General features: G+C 71.8%; 17 protein-coding genes and 1 tRNA gene. 13 read left to right on the top strand and 5 right to left on the bottom strand.

The annotated features are described in order from the left end of the window. Positions 1-3: 3 nt before the first annotated feature. The 5 genes from ACF08M_RS01685 to ACF08M_RS01705 all read left to right on the top strand — a co-directional run bounded on the left by ACF08M_RS01685 (position 4) and on the right by ACF08M_RS01705 (position 5,115). A complete protein-coding gene (locus tag ACF08M_RS01685) occupies positions 4-2,097 on the top strand; it encodes an acetyl-CoA carboxylase biotin carboxylase subunit (RefSeq protein ID WP_392183241.1) in 2,094 nt (697 codons plus the stop codon). A gap of 17 nt (positions 2,098-2,114) precedes the next feature. After that, positions 2,115-3,032, top strand: coding sequence for a hydroxymethylglutaryl-CoA lyase (locus tag ACF08M_RS01690; protein WP_392183439.1), 918 nt, complete (start codon positions 2,115-2,117; stop codon positions 3,030-3,032). A 29-nt stretch (positions 3,033-3,061) separates the two neighbouring features. Then, a complete protein-coding gene (locus ACF08M_RS01695; protein ID WP_392183242.1) occupies positions 3,062-4,228 on the top strand; it encodes an acyl-CoA dehydrogenase family protein in 1,167 nt (388 codons plus the stop codon). Positions 4,229-4,336: 108 nt separating this feature from the next. Next, complete coding sequence (locus tag ACF08M_RS01700) at positions 4,337-4,978, top strand: GNAT family N-acetyltransferase (RefSeq protein ID WP_392183243.1); 642 nt, start codon at positions 4,337-4,339, stop codon at positions 4,976-4,978. After that, complete coding sequence (locus tag ACF08M_RS01705) at positions 4,975-5,115, top strand: hypothetical protein (RefSeq protein WP_392183244.1); 141 nt, start codon at positions 4,975-4,977, stop codon at positions 5,113-5,115. The genes ACF08M_RS01700 and ACF08M_RS01705 overlap by 4 nt, the downstream gene beginning before the upstream one ends. Positions 5,116-5,192: 77 nt before the next feature. On the opposite strand, the gene ACF08M_RS01710 is transcribed toward ACF08M_RS01705, so the two are convergent. After that, complete coding sequence (locus ACF08M_RS01710) at positions 5,193-6,908, bottom strand: beta-N-acetylhexosaminidase (RefSeq protein WP_392183245.1); 1,716 nt, start codon at positions 6,906-6,908, stop codon at positions 5,193-5,195. 50 nt (positions 6,909-6,958) lie between these two features. Between ACF08M_RS01710 and ACF08M_RS01715 the strand changes: the two genes are divergently transcribed. The 3 genes from ACF08M_RS01715 (at position 6,959) to glmS (ending at position 10,132) form a co-directional block, all read left to right on the top strand. Continuing rightward, positions 6,959-7,861, top strand: coding sequence for a DUF4429 domain-containing protein (locus ACF08M_RS01715; RefSeq protein ID WP_392183246.1), 903 nt, complete (start codon positions 6,959-6,961; stop codon positions 7,859-7,861). 122 nt (positions 7,862-7,983) lie between these two features. Then, positions 7,984-8,259, top strand: coding sequence for a hypothetical protein (locus ACF08M_RS01720; RefSeq protein WP_383206943.1), 276 nt, complete (start codon positions 7,984-7,986; stop codon positions 8,257-8,259). A gap of 43 nt (positions 8,260-8,302) precedes the next feature. Beyond that, positions 8,303-10,132, top strand: coding sequence for a glutamine--fructose-6-phosphate transaminase (isomerizing) (gene glmS / locus ACF08M_RS01725; RefSeq protein WP_392183247.1), 1,830 nt, complete (start codon positions 8,303-8,305; stop codon positions 10,130-10,132). 480 nt (positions 10,133-10,612) lie between these two features. Here the strand turns inward: glmS and ACF08M_RS01730 are convergent, their stop codons facing one another. Then, the gene (locus ACF08M_RS01730; RefSeq protein WP_327367562.1) at positions 10,613-11,134 is read right to left on the bottom strand and encodes a universal stress protein; all 522 of its coding nucleotides are present in this window, start codon (positions 11,132-11,134) and stop codon (positions 10,613-10,615) included. Between the two features lie 981 nt (positions 11,135-12,115). Between ACF08M_RS01730 and ACF08M_RS01735 the strand changes: the two genes are divergently transcribed. The 3 genes from ACF08M_RS01735 (at position 12,116) to ACF08M_RS01745 (ending at position 14,162) form a co-directional block, all read left to right on the top strand. Then, positions 12,116-13,351: a helix-turn-helix domain-containing protein gene (locus tag ACF08M_RS01735; protein ID WP_392183248.1), complete on the top strand. Its 1,236-nt coding sequence runs from the start codon at positions 12,116-12,118 to the stop codon at positions 13,349-13,351. 9 nt (positions 13,352-13,360) lie between these two features. Further along, entirely contained in the window at positions 13,361-13,963 is a 603-nt protein-coding gene (gene orn / locus ACF08M_RS01740; RefSeq protein ID WP_392183249.1) for an oligoribonuclease, read from the top strand. 126 nt (positions 13,964-14,089) lie between these two features. Beyond that, positions 14,090-14,162: transfer RNA gene (locus ACF08M_RS01745), tRNA-His, on the top strand. 83 nt (positions 14,163-14,245) lie between these two features. Here the strand turns inward: ACF08M_RS01745 and ACF08M_RS01750 are convergent. Next, positions 14,246-14,938, bottom strand: a complete 693-nt coding sequence (locus tag ACF08M_RS01750) for a FadR/GntR family transcriptional regulator (protein WP_392183250.1) — start codon at positions 14,936-14,938, stop codon at positions 14,246-14,248. A 173-nt stretch (positions 14,939-15,111) separates the two neighbouring features. On the opposite strand from ACF08M_RS01750, the gene leuA reads away from it, so the two are divergent. Next, positions 15,112-16,878 (top strand): 2-isopropylmalate synthase, encoded by a 1,767-nt coding sequence (gene leuA, locus ACF08M_RS01755; RefSeq protein ID WP_392183251.1) that lies wholly within the window; start codon positions 15,112-15,114, stop codon positions 16,876-16,878. 64 nt (positions 16,879-16,942) lie between these two features. Here leuA and ACF08M_RS01760 read toward each other — a convergent pair whose 3' ends face one another. Beyond that, positions 16,943-17,887 (bottom strand): spermidine synthase, encoded by a 945-nt coding sequence (locus tag ACF08M_RS01760; RefSeq protein WP_392183252.1) that lies wholly within the window; start codon positions 17,885-17,887, stop codon positions 16,943-16,945. Positions 17,888-17,996: 109 nt separating this feature from the next. Further along, positions 17,997-18,446 (bottom strand): hypothetical protein, encoded by a 450-nt coding sequence (locus tag ACF08M_RS01765; RefSeq protein ID WP_392183253.1) that lies wholly within the window; start codon positions 18,444-18,446, stop codon positions 17,997-17,999. Positions 18,447-18,688: 242 nt separating this feature from the next. Here ACF08M_RS01765 and ACF08M_RS01770 point away from each other — a divergent pair, with 242 nt between their 5' ends. Beyond that, entirely contained in the window at positions 18,689-20,044 is a 1,356-nt protein-coding gene (locus ACF08M_RS01770; RefSeq protein ID WP_392183254.1) for a tetratricopeptide repeat protein, read from the top strand. Positions 20,045-20,065 lie beyond the last annotated feature (21 nt).

Consider the following 20,065-nt stretch of genomic DNA (forward strand, 5'->3'; position numbering starts at 1 on the left):
CAGATGACGATGTTCGACACCGTTCTTGTCGCCAACCGCGGCGAGATCGCGGTACGTGTCATCCGTACACTGCGCGAGCTCGGCGTCCGCTCGGTCGCCGTGTTCAGCGACGCGGACGCGGACGCCCGGCATGTCCGGGAGGCCGACACGGCCGTACGGATCGGGCCCGCGCCCGCCTCGATGAGTTATCTGAGCGTGCCCGCCCTGCTGGACGCGGCCCGTCGCACCGGCGCGCAGGCCGTCCACCCCGGGTACGGGTTCCTCGCCGAGAACGCGGGTTTCGCGCGGGCGTGCGCGGAGGCGGGGCTGGTCTTCATCGGCCCCTCCGCCGACGCCATCTCGCTGATGGGCGACAAGATCCGGGCCAAGGAGACGGTCGCGGCAGCCGGGGTCCCGGTGGTTCCCGGCTCCTCGGGCAGCGGGCTCACCGATGCCCAACTGGACGACGCGGCCCGGGAGATCGGGACGCCGGTGCTGCTGAAGCCCTCGGCGGGCGGCGGCGGCAAGGGCATGCGGCTGGTGCGCGACGAGACGCTGCTCGCGGACGAGATCGCGGCCGCCCGGCGCGAGGCGAGAGCCTCGTTCGGCGATGACACGCTGCTGGTGGAGCGGTGGATCGACCGGCCCCGGCACATCGAGATCCAGGTGCTCGCGGACACCCACGGCAACGTGGTCCACCTCGGTGAGCGCGAGTGCTCGCTCCAGCGCCGCCACCAGAAGATCATCGAGGAGGCGCCGTCCGTCCTGCTCGACGAGGAGACCCGGGCGGCGATGGGCGAGGCGGCCGTCCAGGCGGCCCGCTCCTGCGGCTACGTGGGCGCGGGCACGGTGGAGTTCATCGTCCCGGGCAACGACCCCGCCTCGTACTACTTCATGGAGATGAACACCCGCCTCCAGGTCGAGCACCCGGTCACCGAGCTGATCACCGGCCTGGACCTGGTGGAGTGGCAGCTGAGGGTCGCGGCGGGCGAGCGGCTCCCGTACGGACAGCGGGACATCCGGCTCACCGGCCATGCGATCGAGGCCCGGATCTGCGCCGAGGACCCGTCCCGCGGCTTCCTGCCGTCCGGAGGCACGGTGCTCGCGCTGCACGAACCGCAGGGCAACGGCGTACGGACGGACTCCGGGCTCGCCGCGGGCGGCGAGGTCGGCAGCCTGTACGACCCGATGCTGTCGAAGGTCATCGCGTACGGCCCCGACCGCGCCGCCGCCCTGCGCGGGCTGCGCGCGGCGCTCGCGGACACGGTCATCCTCGGCGTCCCGACGAACGCCGGCTTCCTGCGCCGGCTGCTCGCCCACCCGGCGGTGGTCGCGGGCGATCTGGACACCGGCCTGGTGGAGCGCGAGGTGGCCGGGCTGGTGCCGGAGGGAGTGCCGGAGGAGGTGTACGCGGCGGCGGCGCTGCTGCGGCAGTCGTCCCCGGCGAGCGCCTCCCCCGTGGACGGCTCCGGCTGGACAGACCCGTTCTCGGTGGCGAGCGGCTGGCGCCTGGGCGGCACCCCGGCCCGTACGGTGCGTCACTTCCGGCTGCCGGGCCATGACCCCGTGGAGGTATCGCTGCGCTCCTGCCCGACGGGCACCGAGCTGACGTTCGGCCATGTCGGGGAGAGCGCACGGCCGCCGGAGCCCGCGACGGGCCCCTGCGGCCCGCTGGCCCCGATGCCCGGCGGCAGGGAGACGGCCGGACCGGTCGAGCTGTCCGCGCACCGCCTCACCCTCGAACTGGCCGGTGTCACGCACACGTTCACCCATGCGGCGTCCCCGGAAGGGACCTGGCTGGGCCGTGACGGCGACGCCTGGCACGTACAGGATCACGACCCCGTGGAGGCGTCGCTGGCCGGCGCCGCCCGGTCCGGGGCGGACACCCTCGCCGCGCCCATGCCCGGCACCGTCACCGTCGTGAAGGTGGCGGTCGGGGACGAGGTCGTGGCCGGGCAGAGCCTGCTCGTCGTCGAGGCGATGAAGATGGAACACGTCATCTCCGCCCCGCACGCCGGGACCGTGACCTCGCTGGACGTCACCGCCGGCGCCACGGTCGCCATGGACCAGATCCTGGCCATGGTGGCCCCCGTCGACGCCCCCGGGGAGGACGCGTGACACCCCGTACCCTGCCCATGACCGTACCGGCCCAGGATCTGCCCCCGCGGGTGCGCATCCACGAGGTCGGCGCCCGCGACGGGCTGCAGAACGAGAAGGCCGTCGTACCGACCGAGGTGAAGGCGGAGTTCATCCACCGCCTGGCCGCCTCGGGTCTGTCCACCATCGAGGCGACCAGTTTCGTGCACCCCAAGTGGGTGCCCCAACTCGCCGACGCGGAGGACCTGTTCCCCCGGCTCGCCGACATCGGGGAGGTCGCCCTGCCCGTGCTCGTACCGAACGAACGCGGCCTGGACCGGGCCCTGGCGCTCGGTGCGCGGCGCATCGCCGTGTTCGGCTCGGCGACCGAGACGTTCGCCGCCCGCAATCTCAACCGCACCGTCGACGAGTCGCTCGCCATGTTCGAGCCGGTCGTCGCCCGGGCGAAGGCCGGCAAGGTGCACGTCCGGGGCTATCTGTCGATGTGCTTCGGCGACCCGTGGGAGGGGCCGGTCCCCGTCCACCAGGTCGTTCGGGTGGCCAAGGCGCTGATGGACCTCGGCTGCGACGAGCTCTCCCTCGGCGACACCATCGGCGTCGCCACCCCCGGCCATGTGCAGGACCTGCTCTCCGAGCTGAACGAGGAGGGCGTGCGCACCGACACCATCGGCGTGCACTTCCACGACACCTACGGCCAGGCCCTGTCCAACACCCTCGCCGCGCTCCAGCACGGGGTGACCACCGTGGACGCCTCGGCGGGCGGCCTCGGCGGCTGCCCGTACGCGAAGAGCGCGACCGGAAACCTCGCCACCGAAGACCTCGTGTGGATGCTCGACGGCCTCGGCATCGAAACCGGGGTCGACCTCGACGCGCTCACCGCCACCAGCGTGTGGCTCGCCGAACAACTGGGCCGCCCCAGCCCGTCCCGTACCGTCCGCGCGCTCTCGGTGCGATAGACACCGTCCCACAAGGAGTGACACCTGCCATGTCCCTGGACCACCGGCTGACCGCCGAGCACGAGGAACTGCGTCGCACCGTCGAGGAGTTCGCGCACGATGTGATCGCCCCGAAGATCGGCGACTTCTACGAGCGCCATGAGTTTCCGTACGAGATCGTGCGGGAGATGGGACGGATGGGCCTGTTCGGGCTGCCGTTCCCCGAGGAGTACGGCGGCATGGGCGGCGACTACCTCGCCCTCGGGATCGCCCTGGAGGAGCTGGCCCGGGTCGACTCGTCCGTGGCGATCACCCTGGAGGCCGGGGTCTCGCTGGGGGCGATGCCCGTGTACCACTACGGCACGGAGGAGCAGAAGCGGCAGTGGCTGCCGAGGCTCTGCTCGGGCGAGGCGCTCGGCGCGTTCGGGCTGACCGAGCCGGACGCCGGTTCGGACGCGGGCGGCACCCGCACGACGGCGGTGCGCGACGAGGCGACGGGCGAGTGGGTGATCAACGGCTCCAAGTGCTTCATCACCAACTCCGGTACGGACATCACCGAACTGGTCACGGTCACGGCGGTGACCGGCCGCAAGGCGAACGGCGCCCCGCTGATCTCCTGCATCATCGTGCCGTCCGGCACCCCCGGCTTCACGGCCGCCGCCCCGTACTCCAAGGTCGGCTGGAACGCCTCGGACACCCGCGAGCTGTCCTTCACCGACGTCCGTGTCCCGCTGGGGAACCTGCTGGGCGAGGAGGGCCGCGGCTACGCCCAGTTCCTGCGCATCCTCGACGAGGGCCGGATCGCCATCGCCGCCCTGGCCACGGGCCTGGCGCAGGGCTGCGTCGACGAGTCGGTGAAGTACGCCAAGGAGCGCCACGCCTTCGGCAGGCCGATCGGTGCGAACCAGGCCATCCAGTTCAAGCTCGCGGACATGGAGATGCGCGCCCACATGGCCCGTACCGGCTGGCGCGACGCGGCGTCGCGCCTGGTGGCGGGCGAACCCTTCAAGAAGGAGGCGGCGATCGCCAAGCTGTATTCCTCGACGGTCGCGGTCGACAACGCCCGCGAGGCGACCCAGATCCACGGCGGCTACGGCTTCATGAACGAGTACCCGGTGGCCAGGATGTGGCGCGACTCCAAGATCCTGGAGATCGGCGAGGGCACGAGCGAGGTCCAGCGGATGCTGATCGCACGGGAGTTGGGCCTGCCGGCCTGACACGTACGGACGGGGCTCCGCCGGGGCCCGGCGGGGCCCGTTGCCCGTATCCGTCGGTGCCGCCCAATTCGTTCGACGGCGCAGGGACCCGCGAGGCAGAGTCCGTACATGAAGCCGCACCACTGGCCCCTGTACGGGCTCCGCCTCCGCACGCCCCGACTGGAACTGCGCCTGCCCGACCTGGAGTTGCTGGACGGTCTCGCCTCGGTGGCCGCCGGCGGGGTGCACGCGCCGGACAGCATGCCGTTCGCGGTCCCCTGGACCGACGTGCCGCCCGCCGGGCGCGGCAGGGCCGTGTTCCAGCATGTGCTGGCCACCGTCGCCGACTGGTCCGTGCGGGACTGGACGCTGAGCCTCGTCGTGCTGCACGAGGGCGAGGTGGTCGGGCGGCAGGACGTGATGGGCAAGGAGTTCGCCATCACAGGCGAGGTGAGCACCGGCTCGTGGCTGGGCCTCGCCCATCAGGGGCGGGGCATCGGCACCGAGATGCGGGCCGCCGCCCTGCATCTCGCCTTCGCCGGACTCGGGGCGCGGACCGCGGTCTCGGCCGCGATGACCGACAACCCGCGCTCGCTGGGTGTTTCGCGGCGGCTCGGATACCTGCCGGACGGGCTGGAGGTTGCCGCGGTACGGGGTGCCCCCGTCACTCTGCAGCGGCTGCGGCTGGACCGGGCCCGCTGGGAGGAGTACCGGGACGTCGAGGTGACGGTCGAGGGGCTCGACGGCTGCCGGGGAGAGTTCGGGGCATGACGCTTCCGGTGCGTGTGTCCGTGTACGAGGAGGACGGGACGCCGCGCATCCTCGACGGCCCCGAGGACGGCAGCGACATGGCCGGGGCCGAGGTCTGCCGGCCCGAGCCGAGAGGCGGCGGGGTCCTCGTCCGGTGAGCGGCCCGGAGGTACCCCGTAGAACCCGTCCGGCGGCCGACGGCACGTACGACGGCCGCCGGGCGGGCCCGCTCACCTCACTCCGCGGCCCAGGGGACCTGCGGCGCGCGGTAGTAGTTGATGCCGAGCGCGGAGAGCCTCGGCCCCTGCGCACCGAGCCGCACCTTGTACGTGTCCCAGTCGTGCGTGGACGCGGGGGACCAGCCCAGCTCCGCCACCCCCGGCAGCCTCGGGAAGGCCATCTGCTCGATCTCGTCGCTGTCGGTCAGCGTCTCCGACCAGAGCGGCGCCTCGACGCCGAGGACCGAGCCCTCCGGGGCGCCGTCCAGGTAGGTCGCCGGGTCCCAGTCGTAGGAGCGCTGGACGGAGACGTAGCCGGCCCAGGCCAGCCCCAGCTTCGTGTCCTTGTCGTACTTCATGTCGAGGTAGCTCCGGTCGGCCGGGGACAGCACCAGCTTCGTGCCGTTCACGGCGGCGTCCGCCACCTGCTTGCGCTCGGCCGCACCCGTCCGGTCGTAACCCCAGTACTGGGCGACCGCGCCCTTCACCGGCGTGGCCCCGGTCAGCTGGTGCCAGCCGATCACGGTCTTGCCGTACGTGCCGACGACGGCCTGCGCCTTGTTCATGAAGGTCACGTAGTCGTCGTGGCTGGTGGAGTGCGCCTCGTCGCCGCCGATGTGGAGATAGCGGCCGGGGGTGAGCGCGGCCAGCTCCCGGACCACGTCGTCCACGAAGTCGTAGGTGATCGCCTTCGGGACGCACAGCGAGCTGAAACCGACGCTCGTGCCGGTGTAGAGCGGCGGCGCGACGCCGTCGCAGTTCAGCTCCGCGTACGAGGCGAGCGCCGCGTTGGTGTGGCCGGGCAGGTCGATCTCCGGCACGACCTCCAGATAGCGGGAGGAGGCGTACCGGACGATCTCCTGGTAGTCGCTCTTCGTGTAGAAGCCGCCGGCTCCCCCGCCGACCTCCGTCTGCCCGCCGTACGTGGCCAGGCGCGGCCAGGAGTCGATGGCGATCCGCCAGCCCTGGTCGTCGGAGAGGTGCAGGTGGAGCTTGTTCATCTTGTAGAGGGCGAGCTGGTCGATGTAGCGCTTGACCTCCGTGACGGAGAAGAAGTGCCGGGAGACGTCCAGCATCGCGCTCCGGTAGGCGTAGCGGGGTGCGTCCTTCACCGTGCCGCCCGCGACTTTCCAGGGGCCCTTCTGGGGGCTGTTCCTCTCCACGTGGGCCGGGAGCAGCTGGCGCAGTGTCTGGACGCCGTGGAAGAGCCCCGCCGGGGCGCGCGCGGTGATGGTGACGGAGCCGGGGCCCGACTTCAGGGTGTAGCCCTCGGTGCCCGGCCCGCTGTCGTGCGGGTCGAGCCGGAGCCGGATGCCGTCGCCGCCGCGGCCGGTGACCGGCAGGGCGTACCCGGTGGACGGGCGCAGCACGCCCGCCAGGTAGTCGCCGACCTGCCGGGCCTCGCGGGAGTCGCCCTCGACGCGGATCCTGGTGTCCGCGGTGATGGCGTACGGGGAGCCGCCGGGCTTCGTCTCGGCGGGGGCGGGCAGTATCTGCCCGAGCGGACGGGGTGAGGGGGCGGCGGCCGGGCTGCGGCTCGCCGCATGGCCTTCCTGCGCCGCGCCGACACCGGAGACACCGGCCGCCGTGACGAGCAGCAGCGAGCCGAGAAGACGGGGAAGGGCGGTGTGCTGTGTCCTGTGCAGTCTCACAAGCCGGGTCCCTTTCGACGGGTTCACACCTGTGGATCTCCTGACCGAACCTTCACCATGCGTATCGCCTGTCTCACACATGGTCAAGGCGTGGACCACTTCCCCGTTCTGCGGCTGCGAGAATCTGTCTCATGACGGAAATAACTCAGCGCGACGGAACGTGGACCTTCGACGGCGAGACGGTGCGGATCGTGCCGGGGAGGGGCAAGGGCATCCATCCCCTCCGGCAGGAGCTGGGCGAGCGCGCCGTGCCCCTGCGGGCGCTGGCGGGCATCGCCTTCGAACCGGACCGCCGGGGCGGCCGGCTGCGACTGCGGCTGCGCGACGGCGCCTGCCCGGTCCTGCGTGCCGCGGACGGCCGGCTCAAGGACGCCGCGGATCCGTACCAGCTGGCCGTGGAGAAGGACCGCGGTGGCGTGGCGGAGTACTTCGCCGAGGAGGTGCGCAACACCCTGCTGATCGAACAGGTGCCCGCCGGTCCGGTGGACGGCTTCCTGCTGCCCGGGCCCGCGGTGCCGGTCGCCGGGGGCGGCGGGGACGGCACGGCCTCGTTCGACGGGGAGACCATCCGCCTCACCTGGAACTGGACGGCCGAGGAGGCCAAGAGCTCGGGCGGCCCGGTCGCCTTCCCGCTCTCGGAGGTGACCGGGGTGCACTGGCTGCCCTCCATCGGCATGGAGAACGGGCACCTGCGCTTCGTACGGGGCGAGGGGCGGGCGTCGGTTCCGGCACCGGCGCCGGAGTTCGACCCGTACGCGCTGGATCTGTGGGGGCTGTCCAAGAAGGAGTACACGGCGGTACTGGTGGCGGCGGCGGTGCTGGTCCGGCTGCCGGTCACAGCGAAGGCGCGGGCTGCGGCTGAAGCCATCACGGGGGCCGCGGACGCCCGGCCCGCGGAGATCACACCGCCGCCCGCCGATGATCACGACGTGCTGCTGCGTCGGCTGCGGGAGCTGGGCGAGCTGCGGCAGGCGGGGATTCTCACCGACGAGGAGTTCACCACCGCCAAACAGGCCGTCCTGAAGCGTCTCTGAGGGCTGCCCCGTCATCCCTGGTGGGCCGCTGACGGGCCGACCGAGAGCGTCATCACACTCCAGCCTGCCCGATATCGGGCAGAATTGTTGCGTAAGCGCCCCGTTCACCGCAATATCGACGAGTGCTCGAACGCCGCCCGTCACATGACGACCTCATCGACCACCTGGTGCGCAGCACCGCGCTCCAGCGCGGTGAAGCCACCCGGGTGATCCTCGACGTGCTGGCGTACTTCGACGAGACGACCGACGACTTCGTCCGCCGCCGCCACCGCGAACTGCAGTCCGGCGGCCTGGTGAACGCGGAGATCTTCGAACGGATCGCGGCCGAGCTGCCGCACCGGGCGGTCGCGCCGCCGGAGCTGTCGCTCCGCCAGCTGCGACGCATCGTCTACGGCTGAGCAACGGGCACTACAGGTACGTCGATGGAGGGGCAGAGACTCTATGTGCGGAATCGTCGGATATATCGGGAAGCGTGATGTGGCTCCGCTGCTGCTGGAAGGGCTGCAGCGGCTGGAGTACCGGGGTTACGACTCCGCCGGCATCGTCATCACCGGCAAGGCGTCGGCCGGGAAGCCCGCCGCCCTGAAGATGGTCAAGGCGAAGGGCCGGGTCCGCGAGCTGGAGGCCCGCGTTCCCAAGCGTTTCACCGGCACCACCGGTATCGCCCACACCCGCTGGGCCACCCACGGCGCCCCGAGCGACGAGAACGCGCACCCGCATCTGGACGCCGAGAACAAGGTCGCCGTCGTCCACAACGGCATCATCGACAACGCCTCCGAGCTCCGTGCGAAGCTCGTCGCCGACGGTGTCGAATTCCTCTCCGAGACCGACACCGAGGTGCTGGTCCACCTGATCGCCCGCGCCCAGGCGGGGGCCCTGGAGGAGAAGGTCCGCGAGGCGCTGCGCTCGGTCGAGGGCACGTACGGCATCGCCGTCCTGCACGCCGACTTCAACGACCGCATCGTGGTCGCCCGCAACGGCTCCCCGGTCGTCCTCGGCATCGGCGAGAAGGAGATGTTCGTCGCCTCCGACGTCGCCGCGCTGGTCGCCCACACCCGCCAGGTCGTCACGCTCGACGACGGCGAGATGGCCACCCTCAAGGCCGACGACTTCCGTACGTACACGACGGAGGGCTCGTCCACGACGGCCACGCCGACCACCGTGGAGTGGGAGGCCGAGTCGTACGACATGGGCGGCCACGACACGTACATGCACAAGGAGATCTCCGAGCAGGCCGACGCCGTCGACCGGGTGCTGCGCGGCCGGATCGACGACCGGTTCGCCACCGTGCACCTGGGCGGTCTCAATCTGGACGCCCGCGAGGCGCGCGGGGTCCGCCGGATCAAGATCCTGGGCTGCGGCACCTCGTACCACGCGGGCCAGATCGGCGCGCAGCTGATCGAGGAGCTGGCCCGTATCCCCGCGGACGCCGAGCCCGCCTCCGAGTTCCGCTACCGCAACCCGGTCGTCGACCCGGACACCCTGTATGTCGCGGTCTCCCAGTCCGGTGAGACGTACGACGTGCTGGCCGCCGTCCAGGAGCTCAAGCGCAAGGGCGCCCGGGTGCTCGGTGTCGTCAACGTGGTGGGTTCGGCGATCGCCCGCGAGGCTGATGGCGGTACGTACGTCCACGCCGGCCCCGAGGTCTGCGTCGTCTCCACCAAGTGCTTCACCAACACGGTGGTGGCGTTCGCGCTGCTCGCCCTGCACCTGGGCCGGATCCGGGATCTGTCGGTCGCCGACGGCAAGCGGATCATCGAGGGGCTGCGCAGGCTGCCCGCCCAGATCAGCGAGATCCTGGCGAACGAGGACGAGATCAAGAAGATGGCCGCGGAGTACGCGGACGCCAAGTCGATGATGTTCATCGGCCGGGTCCGCGGCTATCCCGTCGCCCGGGAGGCCTCGCTGAAGCTCAAGGAGGTCTCGTACATCCACGCGGAGGCGTACCCCGCCTCCGAGTTGAAGCACGGACCGCTGGCGCTGATCGAGCCCGCGATGCCGACGGTCGCGATCGTGCCGGACGACGATCTGCTGGAGAAGAACCGCGCCGCGATGGAGGAGATCAAGGCCCGCAGCGGCCGCATCCTCGCTGTCGCCCACCAGGTGCAGGAGAAGGCCGACCACACCATCGTCGTGCCGAAGAACGAGAACGAGCTGGACCCGATCCTGATGGGCATCCCGCTCCAGCTCTTCGCGTATCACACGGCCCTGGCCATGGGCCGCGACATCGACAAGCCCCGCAACCTGGCGAAGTCCGTCACCGTCGAGTAGGCGCCCGGTCCACACGAGCGGCCCCGCACCCACCGCCACCGCGGGTGCGGGGCCGCTCGCGTGCGGTCCGGCGAACGCCGTGCCGGTGAAGCCGCCGCCGGCACGGAACTCCAGGGGTCCGGCGACCCTCGGGGCAATACCGCGGGCATGGGGCGCGAGCGGGACCGTGTCGGCCGCCGTCACACCGCCCACACCCCCGGCGTGACCGATATCGAACGCCAACAGGGCGATTCCCGGGGCGAGATGACCGCGGACAGAGGTACCGGCACCTCCCGCGGAGACGTCGTCGTCCACGGCCGGCCCCCTTCATCTGCGGTGAACTTGCTCACTGATGCCCCTTATGCACCCTTCGTAAGCGCACATTCCCCCTCCGCGCATCAACGGATTGCCCGTTTCCACAGGCGAGTTGACGCCACGTCGACCGCGAGGGTGCACCTCGGCGACAGGGGTGACGGCAGGGACGGCCGGGACGGGGGCCGCTCAGGGAATGACGACGACCGGGCGCTGCGCGCGGCGCGCGAGGCGCCCCGCCACCGAGCCGAAGATGCGTCCGACGATGCCATGCGTGGAACCGACGACGATGGCGTCGGCCGAGTACTCCCGGCCGACCTCCTCCAGCTCGTGACAGATGTCCCCGCCGCGCTCGACGAGCACCCAGGGAATCTCGGAGAGGTAGTCCGCGCAGGCGAGCTCCAGGCCGAGCACCTCGGTGCGATGGTCGGGCACATCGACGAAGACGGGCGGCTCGCAGCCTGCCCAGACGGTGGTCGGCAGCCGATTGGCGACGTGGACGATGATCAGGCCGGAACCCGATCTTCGGGCCATCCCGATGGCGTACGCGAGGGCACGCTCACTGGATGTCGAACCGTCGAAGCCGACGACGACACCATGCCGGAAGGCGGGATCGCAGGAATGACGCGTTTCTTCGGCCGCCTGCGGGCCCGACATGGGGTCGGCTACCTGCTTGCGGTCGGCGGGTTCGGGGATTTCGTGACCGGCCATCGGTGTCTCGGCGAAGAGAGTCCTCGTGAGGAGAGCGACGTGGGGAAGCTGCGTCAGCGGGCGGTGTTGCGGTGTCCGGGAATCATCTTCCCAACCCCTTACCCCCAAGGGTACGGCGCCACTCCTCCACTGCCCAGACCCGCGCAAAGCGCGCGCGACGTTTCACGGAGCATGCCCGAGGCGGACCCGTATGGCAATGCCGGTTGTGCCGTACATCGACGCCGAAGGGGCGAGGCAACTCCTCTGCGCAACCGGACCGACCGCCTCCGTAGCCGCCCGCGCCCCGCCGCAGACCGTCGCGGAACCCCCGCGGACCCCCCGGGGAGCCGTCGCGGAACCCCTCGCTCCGGATCGGCCGCCACCCTCTCGCCGATCGCCGGCGCGGCGATCCGCTCCCCGGGAGTCACGCCGCATCCGCCCCGGCCCGTCCGCCCCGTCCACGACCCTCCGCCCGGCCGACGGACCGATACCGGCCCACCGGTCGGGATCCGGCTGCCGCCGACGCCGCCGCACCGGTCCGCACGATCGGCCGCCCGACCTGCTAAGGGGGCGTAAAGAAGCATCGGTTCATCGGGGTTGTGCGCCGGTTCACTGACTGAATCACGTACGCACAACCATCTATTTTCAGCCAACTTCACACCCCTGTCACTTCCTTGCCGAAATGGCCGATCAACCCCCTTGCCACCAGGCAGGAAGAGACCGCGCGGTACGCTTCCACCCGACGGGGACGGGCCATCAAGGCGAGGCGCACTTCCCTGCACGGCCGCCGAGTGAAACCCTTCGTGATCGAAAGCTTCCCGCCAAGTTGCCTTGTCGACATAACGCCGGTTGGTGAACTTGTCACGCGGGCATCGCGGGACACAGTAGATTCGATCTTGGGTATCGAAGACGGGGGTCTCGTGCAGGACCGAGGGGAAAAGTGCAGGAGCGACAGGCCCGTAAGGACCAGGGAGACGCGAACACCGAGGGGGGCTTAGCGTCATGAGCCAGGACTCCGCCGCCGCAACGGAGGCTGTACGGAAGCTCAGTGGACGACGACGACGAGAAGTCGTCGCCGTACTGCTGTTCAGCGGCGGCCCCATCTTCGAGAGCTCGATCCCGCTCTCCGTGTTCGGAATCGACCGACAGGACGCGGGAGTTCCGCGGTACCGACTCCTCGTCTGCGGCGGGGAAGAGGGACCGCTGCGGACCACCGGGGGACTCGAATTCACCACGCCCTACGGGCTGGAGGCGATCAGCAGGGCCGGCACCGTCGTGGTGCCCGCCTGGCGTTCGATCACCTCGCCGCCGCCCGCGGAGGCGCTGGACGCGCTGCGCCGCGCCCATGAGGAAGGGGCCCGCATCGTCGGGCTGTGCACCGGGGCGTTCGTGCTCGCCGCGGCAGGTCTGCTGGACAGCCGTCCGGCGACCACGCACTGGATGTACGCACCGACGCTGGCCAAGCGCTATCCGTCGGTCCACGTCGATCCGCGGGAGCTCTTCGTCGACGACGGCGACGTGCTCACCTCCGCGGGCACGGCGGCCGGGATCGATCTCTGCCTGCACATAGTCCGCACGGACCACGGCACGGAGGCCGCCGGGGCACTGGCCCGCCGGCTCGTCGTGCCGTCGCGGCGCAGTGGCGGTCAGGAGCGCTACCTCGACAGATCTTTACCCGAGGAGATCGGCTCCGACCCGCTCGCCGAGGTCGTGGCCTGGGCACTGGAGCATCTCCACGAGCAGTTCGACGTGGAGACGCTGGCCGCGCGCGCCTACATGAGCAGGCGGACCTTCGACCGCAGGTTCCGCTCGCTCACCGGCAGCGCGCCGCTCCAGTGGCTGATCACCCAGCGGGTGCTGCAGGCACAGCGGCTGCTGGAGACGTCCGAGTACTCGGTCGACGAGGTCGCGGGCCGCTGCGGCTTCCGCTCGCCGGTCGCGCTGCGCGGACACTTCCGGCGTCAGCTGGGCTCCTCCCCCGCCGCGTACCGGGCCGCCTACCGGGCCCGTCGTCCGCAGAGCGGTGGCGTGGAGGGCCTCACCCCGGGGATCGACCCGGTCGTGCCCGCCCAGGGCTCCTCGGCGGGCCGGCGGGCCACGGCCGCGGCCGCCCCGCCGGGTCCGTCCGTCGTCACATCGGTGACGGTCGGGGCGGGGCAGCCGGAGCACGGGAAACCGGGCCCCGACGCGTACGCCGCCGGACGCCCGGCCCTGCCGGGTCAACGGAGTGCCCCGTAGGCTGGGGCCATGAACGACCGCATGGTGTGGATCGACTGCGAGATGACCGGGCTCTCGTTGACGGAAGACGCACTCATCGAGGTGGCCGCGCTGGTCACCGACTCGGAGCTGAACGTGCTCGGCGAAGGGGTGGACATCGTGATCCGCCCGCCGGACGCGGCCCTGGAGACGATGCCCGAGGTGGTGCGCGAGATGCACACCGCCTCGGGCCTCCTCGACGAGCTGGCCGGGGGCACCACCCTGGTCGACGCCGAGGCCCAGGTGCTGGCCTATGTCCGCGAGCACGTGAAGGAGCCCGGCAAGGCCCCGCTCTGCGGAAACTCGGTCTCCACCGACCGCGGTTTCCTGGCGCGGGACATGGCCGCCCTGGAGGGTTACCTCCACTACCGGATCGTCGATGTGTCCTCGATCAAGGAGCTGGCGCGCCGCTGGTACCCGAGGGCGTACTTCAACAGTCCGGCCAAGAACGGCAACCACCGGGCACTCGCGGACATCCGCGACTCCATCACGGAGCTGCGCTACTACCGCGAGGCGGTCTTCGTGCCGCAGCCCGGGCCGGACTCGGAGCGCGCCAAGGCGATCGCGGCACACGTCGCGCCGCCCGCTCCGTAGCAGTCTGCGAAGCCGCTGGTCACAGACCTTTCGAGGGCTGTGGTCAGCGGCTGAACAACGGGGGCGCGAGCACCCTCTCGGACCCTGTACACTTTTTCTCGGCCGGTCAGAAAAAGACCGGGCGTGGTGGGTATAGCTCAGATGGTAGAGCACCTGGTTGTGGTCCAGGATGTCGCGGGTTCGAGTCCCGTTACTCACCCTGAAGGGAAGGGCCCCGGTCGATGACCGGGGCCCTTCTCGTGTCTGAGCCCCCCTCACCGGGGCGGGCCGGGGCCGCGGGGGCTACACCGCCCGCAGACGGGCCAGGGTGGATTCCAGTTCGGCCTGTGCGGCGCGGCCCGCCGAGTCCGCGTCACCGGCCACCACGGCCCGTACCAGCACGTCATGGGCCGCGTCACCGTGGTCCGGGTCCTCGCGGCGCAGGCCGAACAGCTCCACGAGGTCGACGAGCCCCTGCCGCAGCGCCGGGGCGAACTCACCGAAGAGGTCGGTGAGTACGGGGTTGTGGGCCGCGGCCACCACGGCCCGGTGCAGGGCGATATCCGCGTCGACGAACTCCGCGTCTCCCCCGGCCCCCGCCGCCCGCCGTGCGGTGAGCGCCGCATCGAGGGCGGCCAGGTCCTCGCCCGTACGGCGCCGCGCGGCCAGCCGGGCGGCCTGGACCTCGATCAGCATGCGCACTTCGTAGACATCGGCGGCCGAGGCCCGGCGCAGCCGGGCCGGCCAGTCCTCCGTCGCATGGTCGGCGATGACGAAGACGCCCGCGCCCTGCCGGGACTGGAGCAGCCCGAGCGTGGCCAGGGTGCGCACCGCCTCACGGACCGTGGAGCGGCCCACGCCGAGCGTCCTGGCCAGGGTGGTCTCGCCGGGAATCTTCGTGCCGACCGGCCAGTGCCCCTCGGTGATCTGCTCGCGCAGTTGGTGTGTGGCCTGTTCGACCAGGGGGCTGGGGCGGAGCGGACCGAGCGAGGGCACGAATTCACCTGTCAGGTTGTCTGAGGACTTTCTTTCTGGCTACTGTACCGGCATGACGCACTGCGGTCTCCTTCTTCTCGGCTGCCGCGGCGGGGCCTGAAGCGACCGGCACCCCGCCGCGGGGCGCCGTGCTGTGCCGGTCGCATCCGGCGATGCGAAATGAGTCCGCCTTCATGTCCGACCGTCTGTCACCGATGCACAGCTTCCCCACGATCTGCACCCCGCGCGGGCCCGTGCCCGCCGACGCGCCCCGCTGGAACCCGCAGCGCACCAGTTCCATGCCGTCCCACCGCTACCGTTCCGCCTTCGACCGCGTCGAGGTCCCGCTGACCGGCCGCAGCTGGCCGCAGGCCCGTATCGAGAAGGCCCCGCTCTGGGTACCCGTGGATCTGCGGGACGGCAATCAGGCACTGGCCGAACCGATGGACACGCCGCGCAAGCGCCGGATGTTCGATCTGCTCGTCGCCATGGGATTCAAGGAGATCGAGGTCGGCTATCCGTCCGCGAGCCGCACCGATTTCGACTTCGTCCGGCATCTGGCCGGGAGCGGCGCCGTGCCGGACGACGTCACCGTGGTCGTCTTCACCCCGGCCAAACCGGATCTGATCGAGCGGACCTTCGAGTCCATCGAGGGGATGGACCGCGCGGTCGTCCATCTGTACACCCCGACCGCCCCCGTCTGGCGCGATGTCGTACTCGGCCGCGGCCGAGCCGAGGTGCACGACCTGGTGCTGGACGCGGCGGCGCGGATGGAGCGGCTGGCCCGGGCGCGGCCCGGCGCCGACATCCGGTTCGAGTTCTCCCCCGAGGTCTTCATCCTCACCGAGCCGGACTTCGTCCTGGAGCTCTGCAACAGCCTCACCGAACTGTGGGACGCCTCCCCGGACCGGCCGGTCGTCCACAATCTGCCCGCCACGGTGGAGATCGCGACGCCGAACGTCTACGCCGATCAGATCGAGTACATGCACCGCCACCTGGACCGGCGCGACGCGGTGATCCTCTCCGTCCATCCGCACAACGACCGCGGCACCGGCACCGCGTGCGCCGAGCTCGCCGTCCTGGCGGGCGCGCAGCGCGTGGAGGGCTGCCTGTTCGGCAACGGGGAGCGCACCGGCAACGTCGACCTGGTCAACCTGGCCCTCAATCTGCACGCCCAGGGCGTCGACCCGATGATCGACTTCTCCGACATCGACGAGATCCGCCGCACGGTCGAGCACTGCAACCGGCTGCCGGTGCCGCCCCGCCACCCGTACGGCGGCGACCTGGTCTACACGGCGTTCTCCGGCACCCACCAGGACGCCATCAGCAAGGGCTTCGCCCATCGCGCGAGCAGTGGTTCCGAGCTGTGGTCGGTGCCGTATCTGCCGATTGACCCGGCGGACGTCGGGCGGACGTACGAGGCGGTCATCCGGGTCAACAGCCAGTCGGGGAAGGGCGGTATCGCCCATCTGCTGCAGAGCAATTACGGGGTGCATCTGCCGGCCCGGCTGCGCGCGGACTTCTCCCGCACGGTGCAGACGGCGACCGACGACAGCGGTCTGGAGGCCACCCCGAAGGATCTGTGGGAGCTGTTCGAGGCGACGTACCTGATGCCCGGACGGGACGGGAACGTGGCCCTGACCTCCTGGTCCACGGACCGGAACCCGGCCGGTGAGCACCGGTTCGTCTGCACGCTGCGGGTGGACGAGCGGGAGGGTGACTACGAAGGCACGGGCAACGGCCCGGTGTCGGCGTTCACCCGTACGCTGGCCGCCGCGGGGATCGAGGTGGACGTCCTCGACTTCACGGAGCACGCGACGGCGAGGGGGCAGGGCAGCCCGGCGATGGCGTACGCGGAGTGCCGGGTCGGCGGGGAGCTGTACTGGGGGGCCGGCCAGGACACGTCCGTCCTGACGGCGTCGATCCTGGCGGTGCTGTCGGCGGTGAACCGGGCCGGATAGCGGGCCGGTCGCCCCGTGGATGGGGCGCGTCCCGCCCCACGCCTTCGGCCTTGCGGGACGGCCCTCAGCCGAACGCCGAAGGCGGCGGAGCCGGAGACGGCCTGGCGTCCGCGTCGCTCACCGCCGCCGCGCCGCCGGTGAAGTCGGCGAGGGCGCGCCCGTGTTCGACGCGTCCGGGGTGCGGGTCGGTCGCGACCCGGCGGGTCAGCTCCGCGGTCTTCGGCGGCAGGTCCGAGGCGAGCAGCACCGCGTTGCCGAAACGGCGGCCACGCCACACGGTCGGGTCGGCGGCGAGTGCCAGTTCGGGGAAGACCGCGGCCGCGGTGGCGATCTGGCCGCGGAGATGGGTCAGCGGCGGCCCGTCCGCGAGGTTGGCCACGTAGCTGCCGCCGGGTCCGAGGACCCGGCGGACCTCGGCGAGGAACTCGATGCTGGTGAGGTGCGCGGGGGTACGGGCCCCGCTGAAGACATCGGCGATGACGAGGTCCGCCCAGCCGTCCTGGATCTTCCCGAGCCCGGCACGGGCGTCGGTGGCACGGACCCGGATCCTGGCCTGCGGGTCCAGCGGCAGCTCACGGCGGACCAGTTGGACGAGCGCGGCGTCCACCTCGACGATCTGCTGGGTGGAGCGGGGCCGGGTCGCGGCGATGTAGCGGGCGAGGGTGAACGCGCCGCCGCCCAGGTGCACCACGTGCAGGGGCTGCCCGGCGGGTGCGACGAGGTCGGCGATGTGGCCGATCCTGCGCTGGTACTCGAAGGACAGATACGTGGGGTCGTCCAGATCCACATGGGACTGAGGGGCGCCGTCGAGCGTCAGCGTCCAGGCGTGCGGGCGCTCCCGGTCGGGCACCAGCTCGGCGAGACCGCCGTCCACCGGTACGGCAACGGGCTCCGCCCGGCGCCCGGCCCCGCGTCCGGTCCCGCGTCCGGCTCCGCGCTCGGCCCTGCTGTCGGCCTTGCGGTCGGACCGCTTGCGGGCGCCCGCGCCCGACGCTCCTCGACGTGCCACTGCTGTTCGTGCCCGCTCACTGCTCATCGCTCCGGGCCGGTACGGAACCGGCCGCGCCGGAAGGTCCCGGCCACCGGCCCATTATGAGCACGCGGGCAGGCCCCGGCGGTCAGCGGCAGTTGTCGGCCGCCTCGATCAGCCGGGCCGCCTGGTCGAGAGCGGCTCGCAGCGCGGTCGGGTCGGTGACCGGGGCGTCGTCCTCGGGCGGCAGCAGCCAGTCGCTGCCGGTGCCGGGCGGTTCGGCGGGGATGCGTAACCCGCGGCCCGCGGTCTGCGTACAGGCGCTGCCCGGTACGTCCCACGCCGCCGCGGTTCCCGGCGGCACCAGGAAGCCGAGGGTGTCGCAGGCGCCGTCGTGCAGGACCGGTCCGACGGCCTCCTGATCGGTGCCGCGGCGCAGGATGTCCACGGCCTCCAGTCCCTGACGGGCGGGGACGGTCACCAGGTCGCAGGGTTCGGCGCCGTGGTCCACCGGGGGCGCGGCGGGCGCCGTGGCACCCGTTGCGGCCGGGGTCGTCGCAGTCGTCCGCGAGCCGGTCTCCGTGCCGAGATGCAACAAGGAACCTCTCCTCTCATCGCCGGGCGGAGCCGGGTTCCGTCTCCACGGGGACCAACGCGCCGACCGCGTCAAGGGCTACGGTGCCACGCCGCCGCAAAGGGTGGCAGTTCATGGCGGATCGCGGGCGAGATGCCCCTTTTATTAGCAAACGCAGCGTGTGTGCCCGGCCACAGCCGGTACGTTCTTGCTCCGCCGGGGCACCGGAAGCAGGAACCCCGGCTGCAGAAGAGAGGTCCTCGCCCATGGTGTCGACAGGGGCAGTTCCCAACCTCACCTTCCGGCGGCTGCGCGGCCGGCGCTCCGCCGGGGAGTTCGCTGCCGCGGTACGCAGGTCCGCCCGCGAGATCGGCGAGCAGGTCGCGTGCGACGCCCGGTACATCGGGCGCGTGGAGTCCGGCGAGATCCGCTGCCCCAACTACGCGTACGAGCGGGTCTTCCTGCACATGTTCCCCGGAACGACCCTGGCGGACCTGGGCTTCTCGCCGCGTGAATCCGTACGCGGCCGGGGGGCGCGGGCCACCGCCGGACCTCCACCGCCCCCTGCGTTCCCCAGCGAAACCGACGAGGAGAGCGACGTGCTGCGTCGCGTATTCATGACGAGCGGCACCACCACGATGGCGGCCGCGACCCTGGGGCTCGGCCTCGGCGGCACGTCCGCCGCCGCGCCCCTGCCCGAGCCGCGCCGGGTCGGCGAGGCCGAGGTGAGCGCCGTCGAGAAGGCGGTGCGGCAGATCCGGCTGCTCGACGACCGGCACGGTGGTGACGGCCTGTACCGCAAGGCGTCCCGGCCGCTGCGGGCGGCGTACGCGCTGCTCGACGCCGGGGCCGCCACCAGGCGCTCCACCGCCGACCGGCTGCACGCCGGAGCGGGCGAACTGGCCATCTCGGTGGGCTGGCTGGCCCATGACTCGGGCCGGTTCGAGGACGCCCGCTCGCACTACGCGGAGGCGCTCGCCACGGCGCGCGTGGCGGGTGACGCGGCGCTGGAGGCGCACGCGTTCTGCAACGCGTCGTTCCTGGCCAGGGACGCGGGGCGGCCCCGCGAGTCCGTACGGGCGGCCGAGGCCGGACAGCGGGTGGCACGGTCGCTGGGCTCGCCGCGGCTGCTGGCGCTGCTCGCGCTGCGGGAGGCGGGGGGCCGGGCTGGGCTCGGGGACCGTAGGGGCTGCGAACGGGCGATCGGCCGGGCGCACACCGCGTTCGGACGCGGTCCGTCCGACGCCGATCCGGAGTGGATGACATTCTTCCGGGAGGCGGAGCTGGAGATGCTGGAGGCGCAGTGCTGGTCGGCGCTGGGCGACTGGTCGCGGGCGGCCCGCCACGCGCTGCGGGCGACGCGCCTCCAGGACCCGCACTTCACCCGGAACCTGGCGCTCTACCGGGCCGAGCTGACCACGGACCTCGCCAGGGCGGGCCGGGCCCCGGAGGCGGCGTCGGCGGGCCACCAGGTGCTGGACCTGCTGGACCGGGTCCAGTCGTCCCGCATCCGGGCGATGCTGGCGGGCGCGGCGGGGGTGCTGGCGCCGCACGGGGGCGCGGCGGTACGCGGGTTCCTGGAGCGGTACGGGGAGGTCGCGGGGGCGGAGGCGGAGGCGTAGGGCCTCTCGTTTGGATCGTGC

The organism is Streptomyces sp. NPDC015032 (assembly GCF_043080425.1).
Classification (GTDB): Bacteria; Actinomycetota; Actinomycetes; order Streptomycetales; family Streptomycetaceae; genus Streptomyces.

Bases quoted from the DNA above. Each gene is read 5' to 3' on its own strand.
- ACF08M_RS01735 (WP_392183248.1), top strand. From the start codon at position 12,116: ATGAGCCAGGACTCCGCCGCCGCAACGGAGGCTGTACGGAAGCTCAGT.
- orn (WP_392183249.1), top strand. From the start codon at position 13,361: ATGAACGACCGCATGGTGTGGATCGACTGCGAGATGACCGGGCTCTCG.
- leuA (WP_392183251.1), top strand. From the start codon at position 15,112: ATGTCCGACCGTCTGTCACCGATGCACAGCTTCCCCACGATCTGCACC.
- ACF08M_RS01695 (WP_392183242.1), top strand. From the start codon at position 3,062: ATGTCCCTGGACCACCGGCTGACCGCCGAGCACGAGGAACTGCGTCGC.
- ACF08M_RS01715 (WP_392183246.1), top strand. From the start codon at position 6,959: ATGACGGAAATAACTCAGCGCGACGGAACGTGGACCTTCGACGGCGAG.
- ACF08M_RS01705 (WP_392183244.1), top strand. From the start codon at position 4,975: ATGACGCTTCCGGTGCGTGTGTCCGTGTACGAGGAGGACGGGACGCCG.
- ACF08M_RS01710 (WP_392183245.1), bottom strand. From the start codon at position 6,908: ATGTGTGAGACAGGCGATACGCATGGTGAAGGTTCGGTCAGGAGATCC.
- ACF08M_RS01690 (WP_392183439.1), top strand. From the start codon at position 2,115: ATGACCGTACCGGCCCAGGATCTGCCCCCGCGGGTGCGCATCCACGAG.
- ACF08M_RS01700 (WP_392183243.1), top strand. From the start codon at position 4,337: ATGAAGCCGCACCACTGGCCCCTGTACGGGCTCCGCCTCCGCACGCCC.
- ACF08M_RS01730 (WP_327367562.1), bottom strand. From the start codon at position 11,134: ATGGCCGGTCACGAAATCCCCGAACCCGCCGACCGCAAGCAGGTAGCC.
- ACF08M_RS01770 (WP_392183254.1), top strand. From the start codon at position 18,689: ATGGTGTCGACAGGGGCAGTTCCCAACCTCACCTTCCGGCGGCTGCGC.
- glmS (WP_392183247.1), top strand. From the start codon at position 8,303: ATGTGCGGAATCGTCGGATATATCGGGAAGCGTGATGTGGCTCCGCTG.
- ACF08M_RS01685 (WP_392183241.1), top strand. From the start codon at position 4: ATGACGATGTTCGACACCGTTCTTGTCGCCAACCGCGGCGAGATCGCG.